This window comes from Staphylococcus canis, assembly GCF_016238445.1.
GTDB classification, from domain to species: Bacteria; Bacillota; Bacilli; order Staphylococcales; family Staphylococcaceae; genus Staphylococcus; species Staphylococcus canis.
This window is the reverse complement of sequence record NZ_JABANU010000030.1, coordinates 1-20507: the sequence shown is the minus strand read 5'-3', so window position 1 is coordinate 20507 and position 20507 is coordinate 1. Positions and strand designations below refer to the sequence as shown.

Genomic DNA, 20507 nt, shown 5'->3' with positions numbered 1-20507 from the left:
GATTAGTACCACTAACCCGACTCGCAGAGTCTGCTTACGCAAGATATTGAACCGCCGTGTACGGAACCGTACGCACGGTGGTGTGAGAGGACGAGTGGTCAATTAATGATTACTCTCCTACTCGATTTAAAAATAGCAAACTTCACAATTTAATGCGAAGTTTGCCGTATCAATTTATGCTTGAGAACTGTGTGTTTTTTTCGGTTTTTGTATCGTTACAATGAGGATAAGCGCAATGACTTCAAGTAATGCCGAAACATAATGTGTCGCAAATAAGCTAATATTTGAAACAATCACACCGCCTAGTAATGCACCAAAGCCGATTCCTGCATTTAAAGCGGACATGTTCCAACTCATAACATGACTGTGATCGCCTTCAACTTGATCAATTAACGCTGATTGAATGGCAGGATTTGTACTCCATTGTAAAATGTGTAACATAAATAAGAAGCTGAGTAAGAGAAGGCTTGTGTGCCACAGTTGGTTGACAATTAAGACCACAATAATAAATAACGTCACACTTGTAAATAACCATTTTTTAGGGGACAACTGATCTGTAAAATAGCCACCCATAGATGTCCCGAGCATACCAGCTACACCTACAATGAGTAATGCGAGTGATACGAATTGAATCGTGTGATTTCCAGATAAGATGAGTGGATTAATGAAAATATAAGCCACTGAATTTGCGGTTAATAGTAAAAATGTAATTGCCAACAACTTAACGACTTCACCTTTATGTTGGATAGGTTGTTGAGCTGTTGATTCTGTTTCAACGTCATCGTCCGTCGCTAAACGTTTCGGTAAGTATACTGTGAGTAAGAAACCTGAAATTAAGGCTGCCAAAATAATAAGACCGAACGTAAAACGCCAACCCAGCCAGTCACCAATCAATGTTCCAATAGGTACACCAAAAACATTAGCACCACTAAATCCTGTATAAACAATCCCCAGCATTTTACCGCGATTTTCAGGTTTAGCTAACACGACCGTTACAGCTAAAATTTTAACAACAATCAGCGCAGCGGCCGCTGACGAAATGATACGTCCAATAATCAGCACGATAAAATTAGGGGAGAGTGCAATCATTAAATTTCCTACTACAAACACGAGTATAGCACCCAGTAAAACAGATTTTGGAGAAAAACGCGCTGTAAGTTTGACTAAAATTGGACCCGTAAGTGCAAATGTAAATGCATAGATTGTCACAAGTTGTCCAATCCATGCTTCAGAAATATTTAAATCTGCACTCATCAGATTCATAATACCAGCTACGACCATTTCCACCATTCCGACGATAAACACGCTCAGCATAAACGTAAATGTACGCATAACAGTCATAGTAGTACTCCTTTAAATATATTCTATTTTTATGCAAAATTGTAATCTATGATCGAAACAACTTGCAAAATCATACTTTTAAAGTCTATCACAATCTGTTTTATGTGTCGAAAGTTTGACTATTTTTTATTTTAATATAGATTTTATAAATGAATTAATTGCTAGAATTTAATGCTAATGGGTTTTGAACTTTGACGTATGTGTAGTGGTGCGCTTCATCCAATAGTCGCATTGTCGTGACACATTTATAGTCAATAGTATCGTGGAAGAAAACACCTTCGATACGATCTAAACGTGATTCATCAAGGTCCGCTGCTCTAAAGACAGTAAATAATTCCTGGATTCTGATACGTACTTGATCCCATAATAATTGTTCTAACCCTTGCATATGATAATACTTCACAATTGGAGCCACTAACTCACCTAAATGATTTTGAATGGTTGAGTAGAATGCTTTATTAAACACGGATGTTTGACTATCCGTTAAAATACGCGATTTTTCATGGAAGTGATCCGTTTTATAATTCATCGCGGCAAGTTGCTTTGCATCAATGCGTAATCCTTCAAAATCCCGAACGAGCATTTGATTTAATGTCCCAGATGTAGGGTTAAACACAGCTATCGTATTTTGTAAATGTGCTTCTAAAGCAATGCCATACTTAACCAATAATGGTATCACAAAATCAATAAGCGCTGTCGCATACGTTTGGAACCACTGTCTAATGGCTTCTGATGTTTCTAACTCTGGATGTATTGAAATATAACGTTCAATTAACGCTATAATTAAAGGGATATCTGTTTTCGAGTCTGCCACAATGAGACTTGAAGCGATGACAGGAATTGTATCAGGTTCTACATAGTGATATACATTGCGACGATAGAGTGTACCTAATTGTTCACTTCGACGTTCTTGTACTGCATCAGCATCTTTAGATTGATAAAAATGTGCCCCGGCAATTTCGGCAATGTGTTGTGCCGGTACAGTGTCAAACCATGTATCATTGGCTGTAATATCATCTAAGATTTGACTGACGAGTGGGCCGTTATGCGTAGTTTGTTCGGAAAGCGTTCGAATTTCACCCGTAATATGCACATTTGTTGATAATTTAATATGTGGTGATACATCTGGATACTTAGGCATTAATGTACGGAATGATAGGCCTGCATAATACGTATGTGTGTAGTCGATCGGAATAATGCTACGAGACTGTAATGCATCAGTATAATCTTTGTCCATAACATGGTCGTATTGCCATGGGTGGACAATCATGACGTGATACGTATCTAATGATTCAGTAGTTAATGCCGCTTGAGCTGCTTTTTTAAGACCATCAAACATTTGAAAAACGGTTTGAGTATAGGAATGATGGACACTTTGTACGCGAATAACATCTTGATGTACAAGTATGAATTTAAGATTTATCGGTTGACTGTATTCCGAAGCATAGCGCATCGTTTCAAACGTTGTCATCCCTTTACGTAATTTGGCGCCTGGATGAAGCGGATGGCCCTCAATCACACGCTCTTCAGATAACAGATAAGGGTCCGATTCTCTCGTTAAAGTATCAATATTCATGGGATGACCATATAATGATTGATAACTTATGGCCATAATCATATTGGCCGCACTGTTTTCAAGATCATCGCGAAATTGTTCCGCAGCATCCCCTTGATACGTGTCGTCTTCTTGAATAATGATATCTAATATCTCATTTGGATGCGCAACACGTTTAAAATGATGACCGTCTTGCCAATAAAAAGGACCTTGGACATCAATTCGACGAAACGCATGTATGCCAACAATAGCACTACAAAGCGTTTGTTTTGTATATGTAAAATGAAGTGATAGCACATCACCTGAATGAATTGGAGATTCTGGTAATTGATGGGCATGTAATATACGTGCATGATCAAAACCTTGCACTAAATTTTCACGGTAAATAGAACTTACAAGGCGGGCGGTAATTTTATCCCGTCCGTATTGAACATAATCTAAGAAAGCTTGTGCCCATACGCTATCATGTTGAGTAAGCGTTTCATAGCACGCCATTTCTTCTTGAGTTAAGTGTGTTAAATCATCTTTAGTGACATTTTGATTTGAATCCATTGGAACACCTCGTTCTTTTTATTTTACAAATGAGACGATGATTCGTATAATTCATCATATCGGAAATGAGAATGATTATCAATTGAAGAGGGTGATTGATTTTGGTCAAATGGTTTTTCTCAAGTTCATTCTTCTTATTTCTAGGTAATTGGACAGGACAAATTGCATTAAATTGGTTTGCGTATCAAATCAATCATAATGCTTTAGATCTTGCATATATTAACTTTTTCAGATTAGTTCCGATATTTATTTTAAGTTTATGGGCAGGCGCGTTAGCTGATCGCTATTCGAAAAGTCTGCTTGTGAAAATAAGTGTGAGCTGTTCACTCATTACGACAACAATGTTGACAGTCCTGATTATTACAGGAGATGTGTCCATATACATACTCTACTTTTATGCGCTGATACGTGGTGTCATTAGTGCGCTTGAAACACCGGTACGTCAAGCAATTTTACCAGAACTTTCTAACCGTTTAAGTGTGTCAAAAGCTGTGTCATACCACTCATTTATATTAAATGTTTGTCGTTCTATCGGTCCAGCACTCGCAGGTTTTTTAATCGCGCTATTCGATGTATACGCTGCATTTGTTGTACAATCTTTATGTTATCTCATCTCACTCATGATGTGTTTACCGCTTCATATTAAAACAGAACGTACAACATCTCAATCGACTCAGTCTTTAGCAGTTGCTTGGCAATATTTAAAAACGCACCATGCTGGAAGACGTCTGATGTTTACATCTTTTTTAATTATGGCAACGGGATATTGTTATACCACAATGATGCCAATCTTAACCGACTACAGATTTCCAAATAATTCAACTGTATTTGGAACTGCAATGACGATGAGTGCAATTGGTGGCATTATTGCCACTATATGTATACCCAAAATTTTAAACTATTTTAAAACTGCTCACGTCTATTTTGTAAGTTCAATTTTGTTTGGTGTAGGACTTTTACTGATTGAACCTGCAGGTGTTTATGCATTATTTATCGTCATATTTTTAGTAGGGTTAATGGGACAAATCGCACGCACATCGAATCGAATTTATTTTCAAAATGATAGTCAAGATGAACATAGAGGGAAAATTTTAAGTGTTATTATGATGGATCGCGGTATGATACCGTTAGGTGCCATGCTAATGGGAATGATTTCAGAAGCATTTGGTATTTTACAAACTTTTTTAATTATGGGTATTGCGACTATAGTTATCGCAACACTTGGGTATATCATTAATATGATTTTGAATGGAGGCGTTAGTCATGAGCGTTAATACACAACAAGCAGATCAAAATATTCAATATCGAGTCTTCTTAGCCTGCGTGAAAGAAGGGATTTTTCCAGATGATGTACAAATTGAAATCAAAGACCATTCTATTAGCGTTAAACGACAGTCACATCTTTTACAGGCAACATTTACAACCCAAAGTGCATTTTATCAGTTTGACTTAACTGGACCGATACTGTATATCAATCCAGAAACTCAAATTGAAGTGTCAAGTTTAGAGATGTTACTACAGTATTTAGAGATGCATTTTGATCTTGAATTTCATGAACGCTTACGTGAGGAATTGATTTCCAGCCGACAAGGTTTAGCGTTAAGCTACGCACAATATCAAGCGCGAACAGCTATACATACGTATCAATTTAAGCATTCGAATATAGAAAAGCGACAAAATTTTATAATGTGGTTGTCAAAATATAATCAAACGAACTCAGGGTTAGGTTATACAGAAGGCATGATTTGGGAAGGGCATCCATCACATCCTTTAACAAAAACAAAATTGCCATTAACATCAGATGAAATGAAACATTATGCACCTGAATTTATGAAAGATATACCACTACGTATTGTCCTAGTTGATAAACACAACCTAGTTGAGACAGCGATGCAACAGGATGACAATTTTATTTTAAATCAAGTGATTCCTGAATATCACACTCAGTTGGAAGAGTTTATAGCGTCGTACGATAAATCTTTAACACAGTATCGCGTGATGTTTGTACATCCATGGCAATATGACAATGTTATTGTAGAGCGGTTCAAAGCAGATATCGCTGCACACCGTATTATTCCAACGCCATTCCATGTACAAAGTAAAGCGACCTTATCATTCCGAACGATGCAACTTCAAAATAAACCGTTTCATGTGAAGTTACCAGTCAATGTACAAGCAACAAGTGCCGTACGTACAGTTTCGACAGTAACGACAGTCGATGGGCCAAAGTTAAGTCATCAATTACAAGGCTTATTAGAAATTTACCCGTCATTAAAAGTTGCGACAGAACCCTATGGTGCATATATTGATGTGGATCCAGATCTAGCACGACAGTTTGCGATGATTATTCGCCATGCACCAGAAGAACGTGCAGACGCTTTACAACTCGTGACTGCAGCATTGACGCAATATAATCCTGTAGATGGTCAAGTAACAGTCGATAGTTTAATTGAATATCTATACGGTAAAATCAATAGGGATACGATTTACCACTTTATCCGTCAATTTACTGAACGTCTCGTGACACCATTAATTGGATATATCCAAACATATGGCATTGCTTTAGAAGCGCACCAACAAAATACGATAGTTGAAGTGGATCTCGATACGCATGATTACCGTTTTATTGTAAGAGATTTAGGAGGTACGCGTATTGACTTTAACACTTTAAAGATTCAAATTCCTGATGTTGAAGTGACGAATACGAGTTTAATTGCGGATAATATTGATGATGTCATTGCGAAATTTCAACATGCAGTGATCCAAAATCAACTTGGTACACTGATTCATCACTTTCATGCGCATTATGATGTATCAGAAGTGAATATGTACAGTATTGTCAAAGAAGTTGTGACACATGCAATTCAAGATCGCCAAGCACATTCAGAAGCATTAAAGCGCATTTTATTTGGTGAGACAGTAACAGTTAAAGCCTTGCTCAATATGCGTATGCAACAAAAAGTGAAGAAATACGTTCAAATTCAACTGGATAATCCATTAAAAGGAGAGGTGTCTTAGTTGGCACAATTGCACATTAATTTAAGTAAATTGAGATACAACGCCGTCATGTTGCAACACTTATTAACAAAGCGTGGTATTCAGATGATACCCGTGACTAAAGGTGTCGCAGGTGATGCAAAGATTCTTGAAGTATTACAATCAGTCGGTTTTGACTCGGTTGCTGAATCAAGGCTTTCGCTCATTGACCACAAAAGTGATATTCATTATATGATGATCAAAGGCGCTTCTCCCAATGAAGTGACGGACGTTGTCGATTTAACAAGCGTCAGTATTCAAACAGAACGTGCAACCATTCAAAGTTTGAATGAAGGTGCAATTGAGAAAAGCGTCATTCATCCGATTTTGATTATGGTGGATTGGAAAGATGGACGTGAGGGTGCACTCGCTGAAGAAGTGATTGAGATGGTTCAGGATGTTCAACAACTTGATGGGATTAGACTTTTAGGATTAGCCTTTAACTTTATGTGTTTTAGACCCTTACCACCAACACACGAAGATATTGAACGAATACATCAATTTATTATGAAAGTTGAAGCGGAGTCAGGGGTTCAATTTGAAATCATATCTGGTGGGAATTCTAGTATGCTGTCCTTAATGATGACTCAAGACCTTGGTCGTATCAATCAACTTAGAATTGGTGAAACCTGGTTGCGTGGTTATGAAACGTCGTATAACGAACGAGTTCCACAACTTTATGAAGATGCCTTTTTACTTGAGGGACGCATAATTGAAATTAAACCTAGATATGATATAGAAAGTAACGAAACGTATATGCAAGCGTTAGTGGATATCGGTCAGTTGGATACAAATGTTAATGGTTTAACAGTAGTAGACGATCATTTAAAAATAATAGGTAGCACCAGTGATATTCTTTTGGTTGATTTAGGGATGACAGACTATTATCAACTCGGAGACCGTATAATTTTTCAGATGAGTTATAATGCGATTGCTCAAAGTATGCATATGCCTTATTTGACAAAGCATTACACGCATGATGATGGGATTGAAGCGTTGATTGACGGATTTAAATCAACAAAAATAAAAAGTTTTTCAAAATGATATTGACAATGAGAATCGTTATCAATTAAACTAAAAGTAAGAAGTGTATTACATAGTTAAAGGAGAGACAGTTGTGAGAGGGAAAAAGTTATTAAGTTTAGCTTTATTGCTTACAATCATATTGATTATGGCAGCGTGTAGTAGCGTAAGTGATTCAGGCAACTCAGATAAGAAAAGCAGCTCAGACAATTCGGGGAAAGGCGTAACAATTGAACACGATGGTGGTAAAACAACAATTCCAGAAGAACCTAAACGTGTTGTAGCACTTGAGTATTCATTTGTAGACGCACTTGCCGCATTAGGTGTTAAACCTGTTGGTATTGCAGATGATGGTGATAAAAACAATATCATCGAGCCAATTCGTAAAAATATTGGCGACTACAAATCAGTAGGTGCGCGTAAACAACCTAACCTAGAAGTAATTAGTGAGTTAAAACCTGATTTAATTATCGCGGACAACAACCGTCATAAAGGAACATATGAGCAACTTAATAAAATTGCACCAACAATTTTATTACCAAGTTTAGATTCAAATTACCAAGACAATATCAAAGCATTTAAAACAATTGGTAAAGCGTTATCAAAAGATGATAAAGCAGAAGAACGTTTAAAAGAACACAACAAAATGATTGACAAATACAAAAAAGAAATTTCAATGGATAAAGACTTAAAAGTGTTACCAATGGTTATTTCACAATCAGGTGCACTCGCACATTCAGATAAGTCATATGTTGGTCAATTCTTAAAAGAGTTAGGATTTAAAGAAGCATTAACAAAAGAAGTAGCAGATACGTTACCAGAATATTTAAATGCGCCTTACCTCAATATGAACTCAGAACAATTATCTGAAATTAATCCTGAACGTATGTTTGTCATGGTCAATGGTGAAGACGACCCATTTTATGCTAAAATGAAAGCAGACCCTGTTTGGGATAAAATTGATGCAGTTCAAAACGATCGTGTACATGTTGTAGATCGTTTAACTTGGGCGAAATCACGTGGATTAATCTCATCTGAAGAGATTGCAAAAGAACTAGCTCAAATTTCTAAAGAAGAAGGCAAAGAAAAATAATTTTCTTTTAAAGTTTTGAATAAAGGTGATTTCTTATGTCAAAAGTAACCTCAACAATTAAAGATGGACATCACCAAAGAAAACGCAATACGCTCACATTTTGTGTGAGCGTATGTTTTCTTATTGTTGCTATATTTTTAAATCTTGCAATGGGTTCATCTCAGATTCATTTCAACTCATTAATTGATTATATGTTTCATTTAAAAGAGACAAAAGAAACATTCTTAATACATAATGTTCGTATGCCTCGTATGATTGGTGCTTTATTGTTAGGTGCTGCGTTGGCTGTTGCAGGTGTGTTGATGCAGGCGATTACGCGTAACCCATTAGCTTCTCCACAAATCTTTGGGGTTAATGCGGGTGCATCTTTCACAGTCGTCTTAATCACTGTATTAGTACCAAGTCTTGCAGCAAATTCTGTAGTGTTTGCATTCATCGGTGCCTTTTTAGGCGGATTAGCTGTATATATGTTAGCAGATACAACTAAGGGAATGACACCTGTTAAGTTAGCTTTAGCGGGGATGACGATTCATCTCTTTTTTACAAGTTTGACGCAAGGGATTATTTTATTAAATGAAGATGCGACGACAACGGTAATGTTTTGGTTAGTTGGTGCCATTCATACGATTAAGTGGCCGAATATTATTCAAGTTCTACCTTGGATAGTAGGTGGACTCATTGCTTCGCTACTGTTAGCACGACAATTGGCGATATTAGATTTAGGAGATCAGTTGGCGACAGGGCTTGGTCAAAACACGAAACTGATTCGCGCATTAGCAGGTGTAATTGTAGTAGTACTTGCAGGTTCAAGTGTTGCTGTTGCAGGGCCCATTGGGTTTGTCGGTTTAATTGTGCCTCATATTGTGAAGTACTATGTCAGTCGTAATTATACTTTAATTATTATATTATCAATGATTATGGGTGCAAATTTATTACTGATTTCAGATGTGTTAAGCCGATTGATTGCCTACCCATTTGAATCGCCCGTAGGTATTGTTACATCATTTGTCGGTGCTCTGTACTTCTTATTGATTACAATGAGAGGAGTGAAAGCACGATGAATATTAATTATACAAAACGCTATATAATCGTTGTATTATTACTCATTGTTGGTTCAGTTCTAAGTTTAGGTGCTGGAGCTGTATTGATGTCGCCACAAGAAGTGATTTCAGAAATATGGCATGGCGATAACTTTATATTACAAGAATATCGTCTACCACGTATGATTCTAGGAGTGTTAGTCGGTGCCGCGCTCGCGATTTCTGGTGCAGTAATACAAGGTATTGTACGAAATCCGCTTGCATCACCGGATGTTATCGGGATTACAAAAGGGGCAAGCTTAACTGCGGTTATTGTCATCATCGTATTTCCATCTGCACCCTTATTTATACTGCCACTCGCATCGTTCATTGGTGCTGTCGCAATCAGTATTATTTTATCGCTATTAATTAGTTACAAAGGCATTAAAGGCTCTCAACTCGCACTAATCGGTATGGCCATTGGAGCAATTGCTATGGCAGTAGTGCAATATTTATTAATCAGAAACCCAATGGAAGCGAATATTGCGTTAGTTTGGTTGACTGGAAGTTTGTTTGGTCGATCTATGCAACATGTTTATGCAATTTTGCCATGGCTTGTTATTGCCATTCCGATTATATTGATCAATGGTCGAAAGCTCGATATTTTGCATCTTGGTGAAGACGTCGCAACAGCAGTTGGTACAAATGTAAATCGAACAAAAATGCTATTACTTTTATTATCTGTGATGCTTGCAGGTGCAGCGATTTCTGTCGTTGGTGGTTTAAGTTTTCTAGGATTAATCGCACCGCACATTGCGCGTAGCATCGTAGGACATAAGCATACACATATCATTATAATGTCAGGATTAATCGGTGGATTACTGATGGTATGTGCCGATGGTATTGCACGTATTATTGCACCGCCTATTGACATTCCAGTCGGTGTATTAATTGCGATTATCGGCGCGCCGTACTTCTTATATGTATTACGAAAAATGTGATTATTTAATATACGTAAATATGAATCTTTATTCATTTTGTTATTGCGTAATGCTTCTTTCCTCTGTATAATAATTATGCATAGGAAAGAGGCATTTTTTGCTTAGATGAAAGGTGTTACAAGGATGGAAAAACTAACTAGAACACAACAAAATATAGGTAAAGCGAAATTTTTTATACTATCATTACTAGGTATTATTTTGTTCTTAATCCCAGTACCAGTGACAGAAGATGGCACGACTACGACAACTTTACCGATTGCTTATTTAGCATCACTATTTAAATCATTTGTTGGACCAGCAATGCCATGGATTATTTTATTAATTGTTACATTGTCAGGTATTCTAACAGTCATTTACAGTTTAATCCCAGTCAAGCACCAGTCAGTCCCTTCATTTATGGTGCATACATTTAAAGTGACTTGGACTTGGGTACTTGTACGTGTCCTTGCAGTCCTATTTGTGTGGTTAACGTATTTTAAGTGGGGCGTTTCGTGGATTTATTCTGAGGATACGGGACAATTAATCTTTTCTGATTTATTGCCAACTCTTGTAGCTGTATTCTTTTTTGCGGCTATATTTTTACCATTATTACTTGAGTATGGATTATTAGAGTTTTTAGGACCAGTATTTAAGCCAGTGATGCGTCCATTGTTTACACTACCGGGACGTTCAGCAGTAGATAATTTAGCTTCATTTATTGGAGACGGTACAGTAGGTGTTATGATTACAAGTAAACAGTATGAGCGCGGTCTTTATACTAGAAGGGAAGCAACTGTTATTTCTACAACGTTCAGTGTTGTTTCGTTAACATTTGCGATCGTGATTATTGATACATTAGGATTAATGGATTATTTTATGAGTTTCTACGGTGCGGTGATTATAGCGTGTTTTGTGGCAGCTTTAATTATGCCTAGAATTTGGCCGCTTCGCCAAGTAGAAGATACGTATATGAATGGTCAAGCACCAGAACGTCATCAGCATGCGCAAGTTGATTATAAAGCCACGATTAAAAAAGGGTATGAAGAAGCGGTTGAAACAGGCTATTATGCACCGAATTTTAAGTTATATGTAGCGACAGCAGTTAAAACTGTTTTAGATATGTGGTTTGCAGTAATCCCTGTAGTTATGACAATTGGTACGCTTGCAACTATTCTTGCGACCTATACACCAATATTTACAATTATTGGTACACCATTTGTGCCTATACTTGAATGGATGCATTTGCCTGACGCAACGAAAGCATCAGAAACGTTGATTATTGGGTTTGCGGATATGTTTTTACCGTCTATTTTAATTCAAGGTGTTGAAAGTGAACTCACACGTTTCGTTGTAGGAGTATTAAGTGTATGTCAATTAATTTATTTATCTGAGGTTGGTGGCGTGATTTTAGGTTCAAAAATTCCAGTAAGTTTATGGAAGTTATTTGCAATCTTTTTAATACGTACAGTAATTACATTACCAATTATTGTAATTATCGCTTACCTTGTATTTTAAAAAGTATAAAAAAGACCCCGCATGTTTGAGATGCGGGGTTATCTATTAGAAATCGTCTATTTCGTGACTTCGTTATATACTTTTTTATCATTAAATGTGTAAATGATGTATTGATGATCATCAGTATCAATGATTACACGATTTGTTTTACCAAATGTAGAACCGATACGTGATACTTTTTTATCATCTTCAGGTACTGCATGAATGTCTCTATCTTCACTAACGTTGACAATTTTTTCATTAGGAATGTGAATGTCTGCAACTCTCCATTGAATATGTACTTCTTTGTCCGTCTTTTTAACTGTCATTGCCATTTGTACGACACATCCTTTAACTTATTTGTTAGTCACAGTATAACTGAATGAAAACGTTTTGACAAGTAATATGAGATACTAATTTTTAAAATGTGTCATACTAATAATTAAATGTGTTAACACCGAAAATGTGTTCGTGTTTTATGGGGAAATATGCTATAATGCGTCTATGTATGAAAGGAGGTTACAATGACTGGTAAAACACATTCTGCAGCTGGACTACTGATTGGTGCAGTTGTTTCTAGACATTTTCAACTTGACTTATTCGAAAGTGTAACATGTATTGTCTTATCAGGGGTTGCATCCATTTTTCCAGATATTTGTCATACTCAAAGTAAGATTGGGAGGCATTTTCGCTTATTGAGTTTATTGGTAAAACATATGTTTGGCCATCGTACATTGACACATTCAATTTTGTTTATTTTCATCTTTTATTTCCTTTTACATATGCTTCAAACACCACTTTACTATATGATTGGTGTAATTTGTGGTATGATTTCCCATGTGATATTAGATATGTTAACACCACGTGGCGTGAAGTTATTCTTTCCACTGCCAATACGTGTGCGTTTCCCTATCCATTTTAAAACAGGGGGTATCGTAGATTTATCACTTGCATCAACATTTAGTATTATGACAATGTTTGTATTATTTGAATCTACTATGAAAAGCATTTTACAGCATTTACTATCTTAATGATGTAATTTTATTAAAGATGAATGGGGAATAAAATGAATGACTTGTCCTAGTTTATGGCTAAAGGAGAGTATCTCAATATGTTAGATAAAAATAAACTTGAAAAGTATAATCAAGCACATCTTATAGAATATGAAAAAATGATGTGTTCTAATGAAAAAGAACGATTAAAATCAAAAGTAGATGAACTTGACTTATCAGAAATCAAAGACATGTATGAAGCAGTTTATCTCAATCAGACTAAAATTGAAGATGTTTCAAATATCCAAGAAATCAACTTTGAACGTAAAGCAACCTTATCAGAAGAGGTTCGTGATATGTACTATGAAAAAGGGATTGCTGCGATTAAAGCGGGTCAGTTTGCTGTATTACTTTTAGCAGGTGGTCAAGGGACTAGATTAGGCTATAAGGGCCCTAAAGGATCATTCGAAATTGAAGGCGTGAGTCTCTTTGAATTGCAAGCCCGCCAATTAATTGATTTAAAATCCCAAACTGGTTATACAGTTGATTGGTACATTATGACAAGTGAAATCAATGATGAGGAGACACGTGCTTATTTCGAGCAACATGATTATTTTGGTTATGATGCTAATCATATTTATTTCTTTAAACAAGACAATATCATTGCACTCAATGAAAAAGGACAACTCCTTTTTAATACAGACGGTCTCATCATGGAAACACCAAATGGTAACGGTGGTGTATTTAAATCATTAGATCGTGCAGGTTACTTACAACAAATGGTAGACCGCGGTAATGACTACATTTTTATGAATAACATTGATAATGTACTCGTTCGCGTTTTAGATCCTGTGTTTGCAGGCTTTACGGTTCATCATCATAAAGATGTTACATCAAAATCTATAGAGCCAAAAGCATATGAAAGTGTTGGGCGTCTTGTTGTCAGCGATGGCAAGGATAGAGTACTCGAATATTCAGAACTTGATCCTGAAGTTGCAAATACATTAAAAAATGCAAATATCGGTATTCATGCTTTTAAGGTACCATTTATTCAAGCAGCTGTGGATAAAGCTTTACCTTACCATTTAGCTATTAAAGAATTAGAACAACTTGATGAGGATTTTGGTATTGTTAAACGACCAACATTAAAATTTGAATTATTCTATTTCGATATTTTTAAATATGCAACATCATTTATGACACTTCAAGTGCCAAGAGACGAAGAATTTAGTCCGCTTAAAAATCGAGAAGGTAAAGATAGTGTAGAAACAGCAACAGAAGACTTAAAACGTTTAAATATTATTGAATAGGGGTGACGATATGTCAGTCACTAAAGCTACACGAAGTCCTCGAAAACATACTTTTAAAGATATTGCACCACTTTCTTTTGGTGAAGAAGTAGGTAACGCAGTTTCACATGGTGTTGCTGCGTTCCTTATGCTTTTATTATTGCCTTATGCTGCAGTATACAGCTATATTACATCTGGTGTATGGATGGCGATAAGTGTATCTGTCTTTGTAATTAGTTTGTTTATGATGTTTATGTCATCAACGGTGTATCATACGATGCAACAAGCTTCAAAACATAAGTATGTTTTACGTATTATCGACCATAGTATGATTTATGTCGCGATTGCAGGTTCATATACACCTGTTTCAATAGTACTCGTCGGTGGATGGTTAGGTTGGACGATTATGGTTATTCTTTGGGGAACGACCATCTGGGGTATCCTATATAAAGCAATATCCACGCATGTGAATTCTAAGTTAAGTTTATTGATTTACTTAATTATGGGATGGGTTGGTATTATTTATTTACCAATTATTATTCATGAAGGATTGTGGTTATTTTTATTGTTCATATTTTTAGGCGGTGTGGCCTATACGATTGGTGCTTGGTTTTATGCACAAAAAAATAAGCCATATTTTCATATGATTTGGCACCTATTTATTTTACTTGCATCGATTTTTCACTTTATTGGCATACTTTATTTTATGTAATTGAGCGAATACATATTGATAGCAGTATGTGTTTATTAATAATTGAAGTTCGAGAAAGACGAATTATTATACGCGTGACCAGTGCATAATAATTCGATTTTTTCTTTTAATCGAAATTGAACTACTAAGAAAGGATGAGTGATATGGGATTTAAACGAATTAGTGTTATTTTCTCGCTTATACTCATCATGTTTATGGCAGCAATTGAATCGTCTATCGTATCACTTGCTTTACCGACTATGCGTGATGATTTAAATGCGCAACTTCCTATATCGTTAGTATTTACAGTGTATTTTGTAGGGATTGTTTTAGCAATTCCAATCCTTAGTGAACTCATGTCCCGAATCAAAATCATTTATGTCACATTAATAGGATTAATATTATTTATTGGGGCGAGTCTACTTTCAGGACTAAGTACAAGTTTTGAGATGCTTGTATTTGCGCGTTTCATTCAAGGTATTGGTGCTGGTGTTAATATGTCAATTGCACAAATTGTACCTAAACTTGCTTTTGAAATACCTTTTCGCTATAAAGTGATGGGTATTGTAGGGAGTGTATGGGGGATTTCAAGTATTCTAGGTCCATTCTTAGGTGGATTTATACTAGAAGTGTCAACGTGGCATTGGCTCTTTTTTATTAATATCCCTATAGGGTTGATTGCGGTAGGATTTGTCTTATATGCCTATCAATTTAAATCTGAAAATCTATCTAAACATGCGATTGACTACTTTGGAATGTTCCTCTTTTATGTAATGATCATGTTATTGATGTTTGCTGTATTGTATACAGAGCACTTGTGGATGAATGTCATCGCTTTATTACTTTTTGTGGGTATTGCATTCTATTTAGTGCGGTATTCCAAAGGTAAAAAAGTATCGTTTATTCCTATTCAAGAGTTTAAATCGTTAATTCAATTTGCTTTCTTTACAGATTTTATAGTAGCCATGGTGCTAATTGCATTTAATGTTTTTATTCCAACGTATTTACAAGACACATTAGGATTGACTCCTTTGCAGAGTGGTTTAGTCATTTTTCCATTATCAATTGGATGGTTATTCTTAAATTTTAATTTAGATAAAATAGAGATGAAGTTATCAATTAAAGCACTTTACATCACTGCATTTAGTATCCTTATATTAGGATCATTACTACTCATTTTTAATGCGTTTCATCCTATAGTAATTGCTATTGTATTATTTTTTACAGGTATGAGTTTTGGTACGGCTTATACTAAAGATAGTGTACTTGTTCAAGAACATGTGTCATCTGAACATATGAAAAAATCGATGTCTTTATTCACGTTGTCACGTAATCTTGGTAACTCTGTTGGTTCAGCAGTGATTGGGTATATCTATGCACTAAAATTGCAGTTTACGCATGTACCTATACAAAATATTATGATATTTAGTATTGTACTTATTACTATTTTATTAATGATATGGATGATGAAATCGCGAAAATCATTGATGTAGTTTTGGTGAAATGGGGTAAACAAATAAAGATGATTGGAGGAGGGATGTATAATGAAAGGTAAGTTTAATGTTTTTAACTTATTATCGTTATTAATCATACTCTCCATATTTGTAATTTCTGGTATGACTTTTCTTATCATGCTTGCTTTTGGATTATACGGATTAAGTCGAATACTCATTTACTTTGGCTTAGGGACATTTACGTATAACCAAGGCTTTTATGAAAATTTAATTTATTATGGAAGTTATATCGTTTTTGGTTATTTTACCTCTTTTATAGTGGAATATGTGATGGAGTGGCTACGCAAAAAGTTACCTCATCACCCTTATTTACAGGGATTAACTTTTCATTTATTAACATACAGTTTAATGGTTATTATGTTTTACTTTTTGATTCATATTCATTATGAGAAAGTGCATATAGATTTATGGGTGCTTATGGTAATTATTGCTTTTCTTTATCTATGTAAAGAAATCTTTTATCCCGATTCCGAAGACTTAAATCAAAAAAAATAAGACTGTAATTGCTGTGATGTAGCGCTTTCATGGGTGATGAATGAAACAGATATTTTGCTAAGCTAACTTTATCATCGTAAAATATTATATTGTGATAAAGTTAATAGGAGGATGCGTATGGAGAACAACGTAGTCATTGATAAGCAACAACGGAATATTATTGTCGCAGTTATGCTCATCAGTGCATTTATAGCGATTTTGAATCAGACACTTTTAAATACTGCACTTCCAGCCATAATGAGAGGGCTTGAAATTCATGAAAGTACTTCCCAATGGCTTGTGACAGGGTTTATGCTCGTTAACGGTATTATGATTCCGTTGACAGCCTATTTTATGGATCGTATACCGTCACGTAAATTATATATTGCTGCGATGGGAACATTTTTAATTGGTTCTATCGTTGCGATGCTTGCACCAAATTTTGGTGTGCTCATGACAGCACGTGTCATTCAAGCAATGGGTGCAGGTGTCATTATGCCACTGACACAATTTACGCTTTTTACATTATTTCCTAAAAATCAACGTGGATTTGCGATGGGCCTTTCAGGTCTAGTCATCCAATTTGCACCTGCTATAGGTCCCACATTATCTGGTATCCTAGTCGATAACTATTCATGGCGAGCACCACTGTTAGTCGTTGTCGTTGTAGCGGTTATCGGGTTTATTTTCGGATTCATATATATGAAAGATTATAGTGTAACTAAAAATGTCGTTTTAGATAAGTTTTCGGTCGTACTTTCAACACTTGGATTCGGTATTATGTTATACGGATTTAGTATTGCTGGGGTACGCGGATTTAATGATATGGTTGTTATTATCAGTATCATTGTTGGTATCATTATTGTAGCTTTCTTTATTACGAGACAACTTAAAATTGATAATCCAATATTAAATCTACGTGCATTCCTTACACCTACTTTTACACTTACATCTATTACATCAATGATTGCTTTCACATCAATGGTAGGTCCTGCATTACTTATTCCAATTTATGTCCAAAACTCATTAGCACTTTCAGCAATGTTATCAGGATTAGTTATTTTGCCAGGTGCTATTATCAACGGGATTATGTCAGTAGTAACAGGACGAATTTATGATAAAGTAGGGGCGCGTATATTAGTTATTCCAGGTTTTACAATTTTACTTATTTCAACATTGATGATGACACATCTTACAGCTCATACGTCGTTTACTTATATTATTATTGTTTATACAGTAAGATTGTTTTCAATTTCATTGTTAATGATGCCTTTAAATACAGCTGGAATTAACGCATTACCAAACCATATGGTATCGCACGGAACAGCAATAATGAATACGTTAAGAACAATTTCTGGTTCAATGGGTACGGCATTAATGGTTACAATGATGTCTCTTGGTGCATTAATTTACAAACCAACTACAGGCATGGCAAGCGAAATTGCAACACGTGAAGCAATGGCTTCAGGTGTGAACCTTGCATTCGCCGTAACTTCTGGATTCTTAGCCATTGGATTAATTATCAGTTTCTTTATTCGTGATCGTGGTAAAGAGAAAAAACATAAACATGTACGTAAATTAAGTTAAAAACGCATGTCATTCTATTAACTCAAGAAACGTCTTGTCGATAGCATCATTCAGGTCTTTGATTTGGATGGTGCTTTTTATATTTTGTAAAATAAAGTGTAATCAATGTAGGGAACTCCCGTATTTATTAAATTTTAAGATTTTACCTTATGCAAGCGCTTAGAATTTTGATAAACTAAAATCAAATGTGTATTAAAAGGAGATGTTCCATGTGTTAACAGTTGAACAAGTTGAACAACTTGTTGGAGAAATTAAAGATCCAATTTTAAATAAACCATTAAAAGAAACAGATGGCATTGTGAATGTATCTGTCAAAGAAGAGAAAGAGCACGTTAGTGTTAAAGTTGCCATTGCAAAATTAGGTGGACAGACGCAACTAGACACTCAAATGGCAATTGTAGAAAAACTTAAAGAAAATGGTGCTAAAACAGTTGGCATACGTTTTGAAGAATTGCCAAAAGAAACAGTTGAAAAATTTGGAGGTACTGAAGAAAAAGAACAACAAACGATCGAATCGTACCTTGCTGGTGATAACGACTTAGAATTTATTGCGATTGCCTCAGGTAAAGGTGGCGTTGGTAAATCAACAGTTGCAGTAAACCTTGCAGTATCACTTGCACGCGAAGGTAAACGAGTTGGCTTAATCGATGCTGATATTTATGGATTTAGTGTACCGGACATGATGGGGATTGATCAAAAGCCAGGTATTGAAGGCAAAACGGTACTACCTGTTGAACGTCACGGTGTTAAAGTAATTTCAATGGCCTTCTTTGTTGAAGAAAACGCACCCGTAATTTGGCGTGGTCCAATGCTAGGTAAAATGTTGACGAACTTCTTTACTGAAGTGAAATGGGGAGACTTAGACTACCTAGTACTTGATTTACCACCAGGCACAGGAGATGTTGCGTTAGATGTACATACAATGTTACCTTCAAGTAAAGAAATTATTGTAACAACACCACACCCAACTGCTGCTTTTGTTGCGGCTAGAGCTGGGGCTATGGCTAAGCATACAGAGCACTCTATTTTAGGTGTTATTGAAAACATGTCTTATTTTGAAAGTAAAGAAACAGGCAATAAAGAATATGTTTTTGGACAAGGTGGTGGTCAAAAACTAGCGGACGAATTACAAGTTGAATTATTAGGACAACTTCCACTAGGACAACCAACATGGGAGCCAAAAGATTTCTCACCTTCTATTTATCAACCGGAAGATCAAATCGGGAAAATTTATCAGTCAATGGCTAAAAAAATTATAGATAAAACACAAAAATAATAAGCTAAAATATGAGGTGGAGCTATATCATAGAAAGCTCTGCCTCTTTTTTGAGTTTATAGATAATAAGATAATTGTAAATAGTGTATTTAAAGAATGATTTACATACGATATAAGTTTATAAAGTTAATATAAAAATATATTTACACGCATGACTAGAAAAAGATTAAAAAAATTTAAATTGGGGGTTGCAATGTAAGTTCAAATTGTATAGAATAAGTTCTTGTGAGCGAACGAAATCGCTAAAACAATAAACGACAAAAAAATTGAAATTTATTGTTGACTTTAATTAGCAACTTTGATATGATTTAAAAGTCGCTGAAAAAAGCACAAAAGTTTTTTGAACGAAGATTTAAAAGTGTAAAATTTACTATTGAATCTTTTGAGAAAAGCTTTTAAAATAAGAAAAGTATTTTAAATACTTGTTAACATTTTAAAAATATGTTAAGGTATTTAAAGACTTTATGAACATTGAAAACTGAATGACAATATGTCAACGTTAATTCCGATAAAACACAGTACAACGTACTGATAGACTGATTGACTGAATCAATCGAAAGAGCTATATCAAGCTTACTCTAATATGGAGAG

The 20507-nt window shown here is 35.4% G+C and carries 17 protein-coding genes; 14 read left to right on the top strand and 3 right to left on the bottom strand.

The genetic code is table 11. The annotated features are described in order from the left end of the window. Window positions 1–174: 174 nt before the first annotated feature. Together HHH54_RS09805 and HHH54_RS09800 are read right to left on the bottom strand one after the other, a co-directional pair. Window positions 175–1341 (bottom strand): MFS transporter, encoded by a 1167-nt coding sequence (locus HHH54_RS09805; RefSeq protein ID WP_198618659.1) that lies wholly within the window; start codon window positions 1339–1341, stop codon window positions 175–177. Between the two features lie 154 nt (window positions 1342–1495). Beyond that, window positions 1496–3448: an IucA/IucC family protein gene (locus HHH54_RS09800; RefSeq protein ID WP_198618658.1), complete on the bottom strand. Its 1953-nt coding sequence runs from the start codon at window positions 3446–3448 to the stop codon at window positions 1496–1498. Between the two features lie 101 nt (window positions 3449–3549). On the opposite strand from HHH54_RS09800, the gene HHH54_RS09795 reads away from it, so the two are divergent. From HHH54_RS09795 to HHH54_RS09765, 7 genes are all read left to right on the top strand, one after another. After that, on the top strand, window positions 3550–4722 hold the full coding sequence (locus HHH54_RS09795) for an MFS transporter (RefSeq protein ID WP_198618657.1): 1173 nt from the start codon (window positions 3550–3552) through the stop codon (window positions 4720–4722). Further along, complete coding sequence (locus tag HHH54_RS09790) at window positions 4712–6466, top strand: IucA/IucC family protein (protein WP_198618656.1); 1755 nt, start codon at window positions 4712–4714, stop codon at window positions 6464–6466. Before HHH54_RS09795 ends, HHH54_RS09790 begins: the two co-directional genes overlap by 11 nt. Then, entirely contained in the window at window positions 6467–7528 is a 1062-nt protein-coding gene (locus HHH54_RS09785; RefSeq protein ID WP_198618655.1) for an alanine racemase, read from the top strand. Window positions 7529–7601: 73 nt separating this feature from the next. After that, window positions 7602–8600 carry an ABC transporter substrate-binding protein gene (locus tag HHH54_RS09780; protein WP_198618654.1) on the top strand — a complete coding sequence of 333 codons (999 nt, stop codon included), beginning with the start codon at window positions 7602–7604 and terminating at the stop codon, window positions 8598–8600. A gap of 35 nt (window positions 8601–8635) precedes the next feature. Next, the gene (locus HHH54_RS09775) at window positions 8636–9661 is read left to right on the top strand and encodes a FecCD family ABC transporter permease (RefSeq protein WP_198618653.1); all 1026 of its coding nucleotides are present in this window, start codon (window positions 8636–8638) and stop codon (window positions 9659–9661) included. Beyond that, window positions 9658–10620, top strand: a complete 963-nt coding sequence (locus HHH54_RS09770; RefSeq protein ID WP_198618652.1) for a FecCD family ABC transporter permease — start codon at window positions 9658–9660, stop codon at window positions 10618–10620. Before HHH54_RS09775 ends, HHH54_RS09770 begins: the two co-directional genes overlap by 4 nt. A gap of 123 nt (window positions 10621–10743) precedes the next feature. Further along, window positions 10744–12114 carry a YjiH family protein gene (locus HHH54_RS09765; RefSeq protein WP_198618651.1) on the top strand — a complete coding sequence of 457 codons (1371 nt, stop codon included), beginning with the start codon at window positions 10744–10746 and terminating at the stop codon, window positions 12112–12114. A 56-nt stretch (window positions 12115–12170) separates the two neighbouring features. Here HHH54_RS09765 and HHH54_RS09760 read toward each other — a convergent pair whose 3' ends face one another. Then, window positions 12171–12428 carry a SunI/YnzG family protein gene (locus tag HHH54_RS09760; RefSeq protein WP_198618650.1) on the bottom strand — a complete coding sequence of 86 codons (258 nt, stop codon included), beginning with the start codon at window positions 12426–12428 and terminating at the stop codon, window positions 12171–12173. Between the two features lie 189 nt (window positions 12429–12617). On the opposite strand from HHH54_RS09760, the gene HHH54_RS09755 reads away from it, so the two are divergent. The 7 genes from HHH54_RS09755 (at window position 12618) to HHH54_RS09725 (ending at window position 19916) form a co-directional block, all read left to right on the top strand. Continuing rightward, on the top strand, window positions 12618–13124 hold the full coding sequence (locus HHH54_RS09755; RefSeq protein ID WP_198618649.1) for a metal-dependent hydrolase: 507 nt from the start codon (window positions 12618–12620) through the stop codon (window positions 13122–13124). Window positions 13125–13204: 80 nt separating this feature from the next. Beyond that, on the top strand, window positions 13205–14395 hold the full coding sequence (locus tag HHH54_RS09750; protein WP_198618648.1) for a UTP--glucose-1-phosphate uridylyltransferase: 1191 nt from the start codon (window positions 13205–13207) through the stop codon (window positions 14393–14395). 10 nt (window positions 14396–14405) lie between these two features. After that, a complete protein-coding gene (gene trhA / locus HHH54_RS09745) occupies window positions 14406–15086 on the top strand; it encodes a PAQR family membrane homeostasis protein TrhA (RefSeq protein ID WP_198618647.1) in 681 nt (226 codons plus the stop codon). Window positions 15087–15229: 143 nt separating this feature from the next. Beyond that, entirely contained in the window at window positions 15230–16558 is a 1329-nt protein-coding gene (gene sdrM, locus HHH54_RS09740) for a multidrug efflux MFS transporter SdrM (RefSeq protein WP_198618646.1), read from the top strand. A gap of 51 nt (window positions 16559–16609) precedes the next feature. Further along, window positions 16610–17074 (top strand): SepA family multidrug efflux transporter, encoded by a 465-nt coding sequence (locus tag HHH54_RS09735; protein WP_198618645.1) that lies wholly within the window; start codon window positions 16610–16612, stop codon window positions 17072–17074. Between the two features lie 117 nt (window positions 17075–17191). Continuing rightward, window positions 17192–18640 (top strand): MDR family MFS transporter, encoded by a 1449-nt coding sequence (locus tag HHH54_RS09730; protein ID WP_198618644.1) that lies wholly within the window; start codon window positions 17192–17194, stop codon window positions 18638–18640. A 211-nt stretch (window positions 18641–18851) separates the two neighbouring features. Next, window positions 18852–19916 carry an Mrp/NBP35 family ATP-binding protein gene (locus tag HHH54_RS09725; protein WP_198618643.1) on the top strand — a complete coding sequence of 355 codons (1065 nt, stop codon included), beginning with the start codon at window positions 18852–18854 and terminating at the stop codon, window positions 19914–19916. Window positions 19917–20507 lie beyond the last annotated feature (591 nt).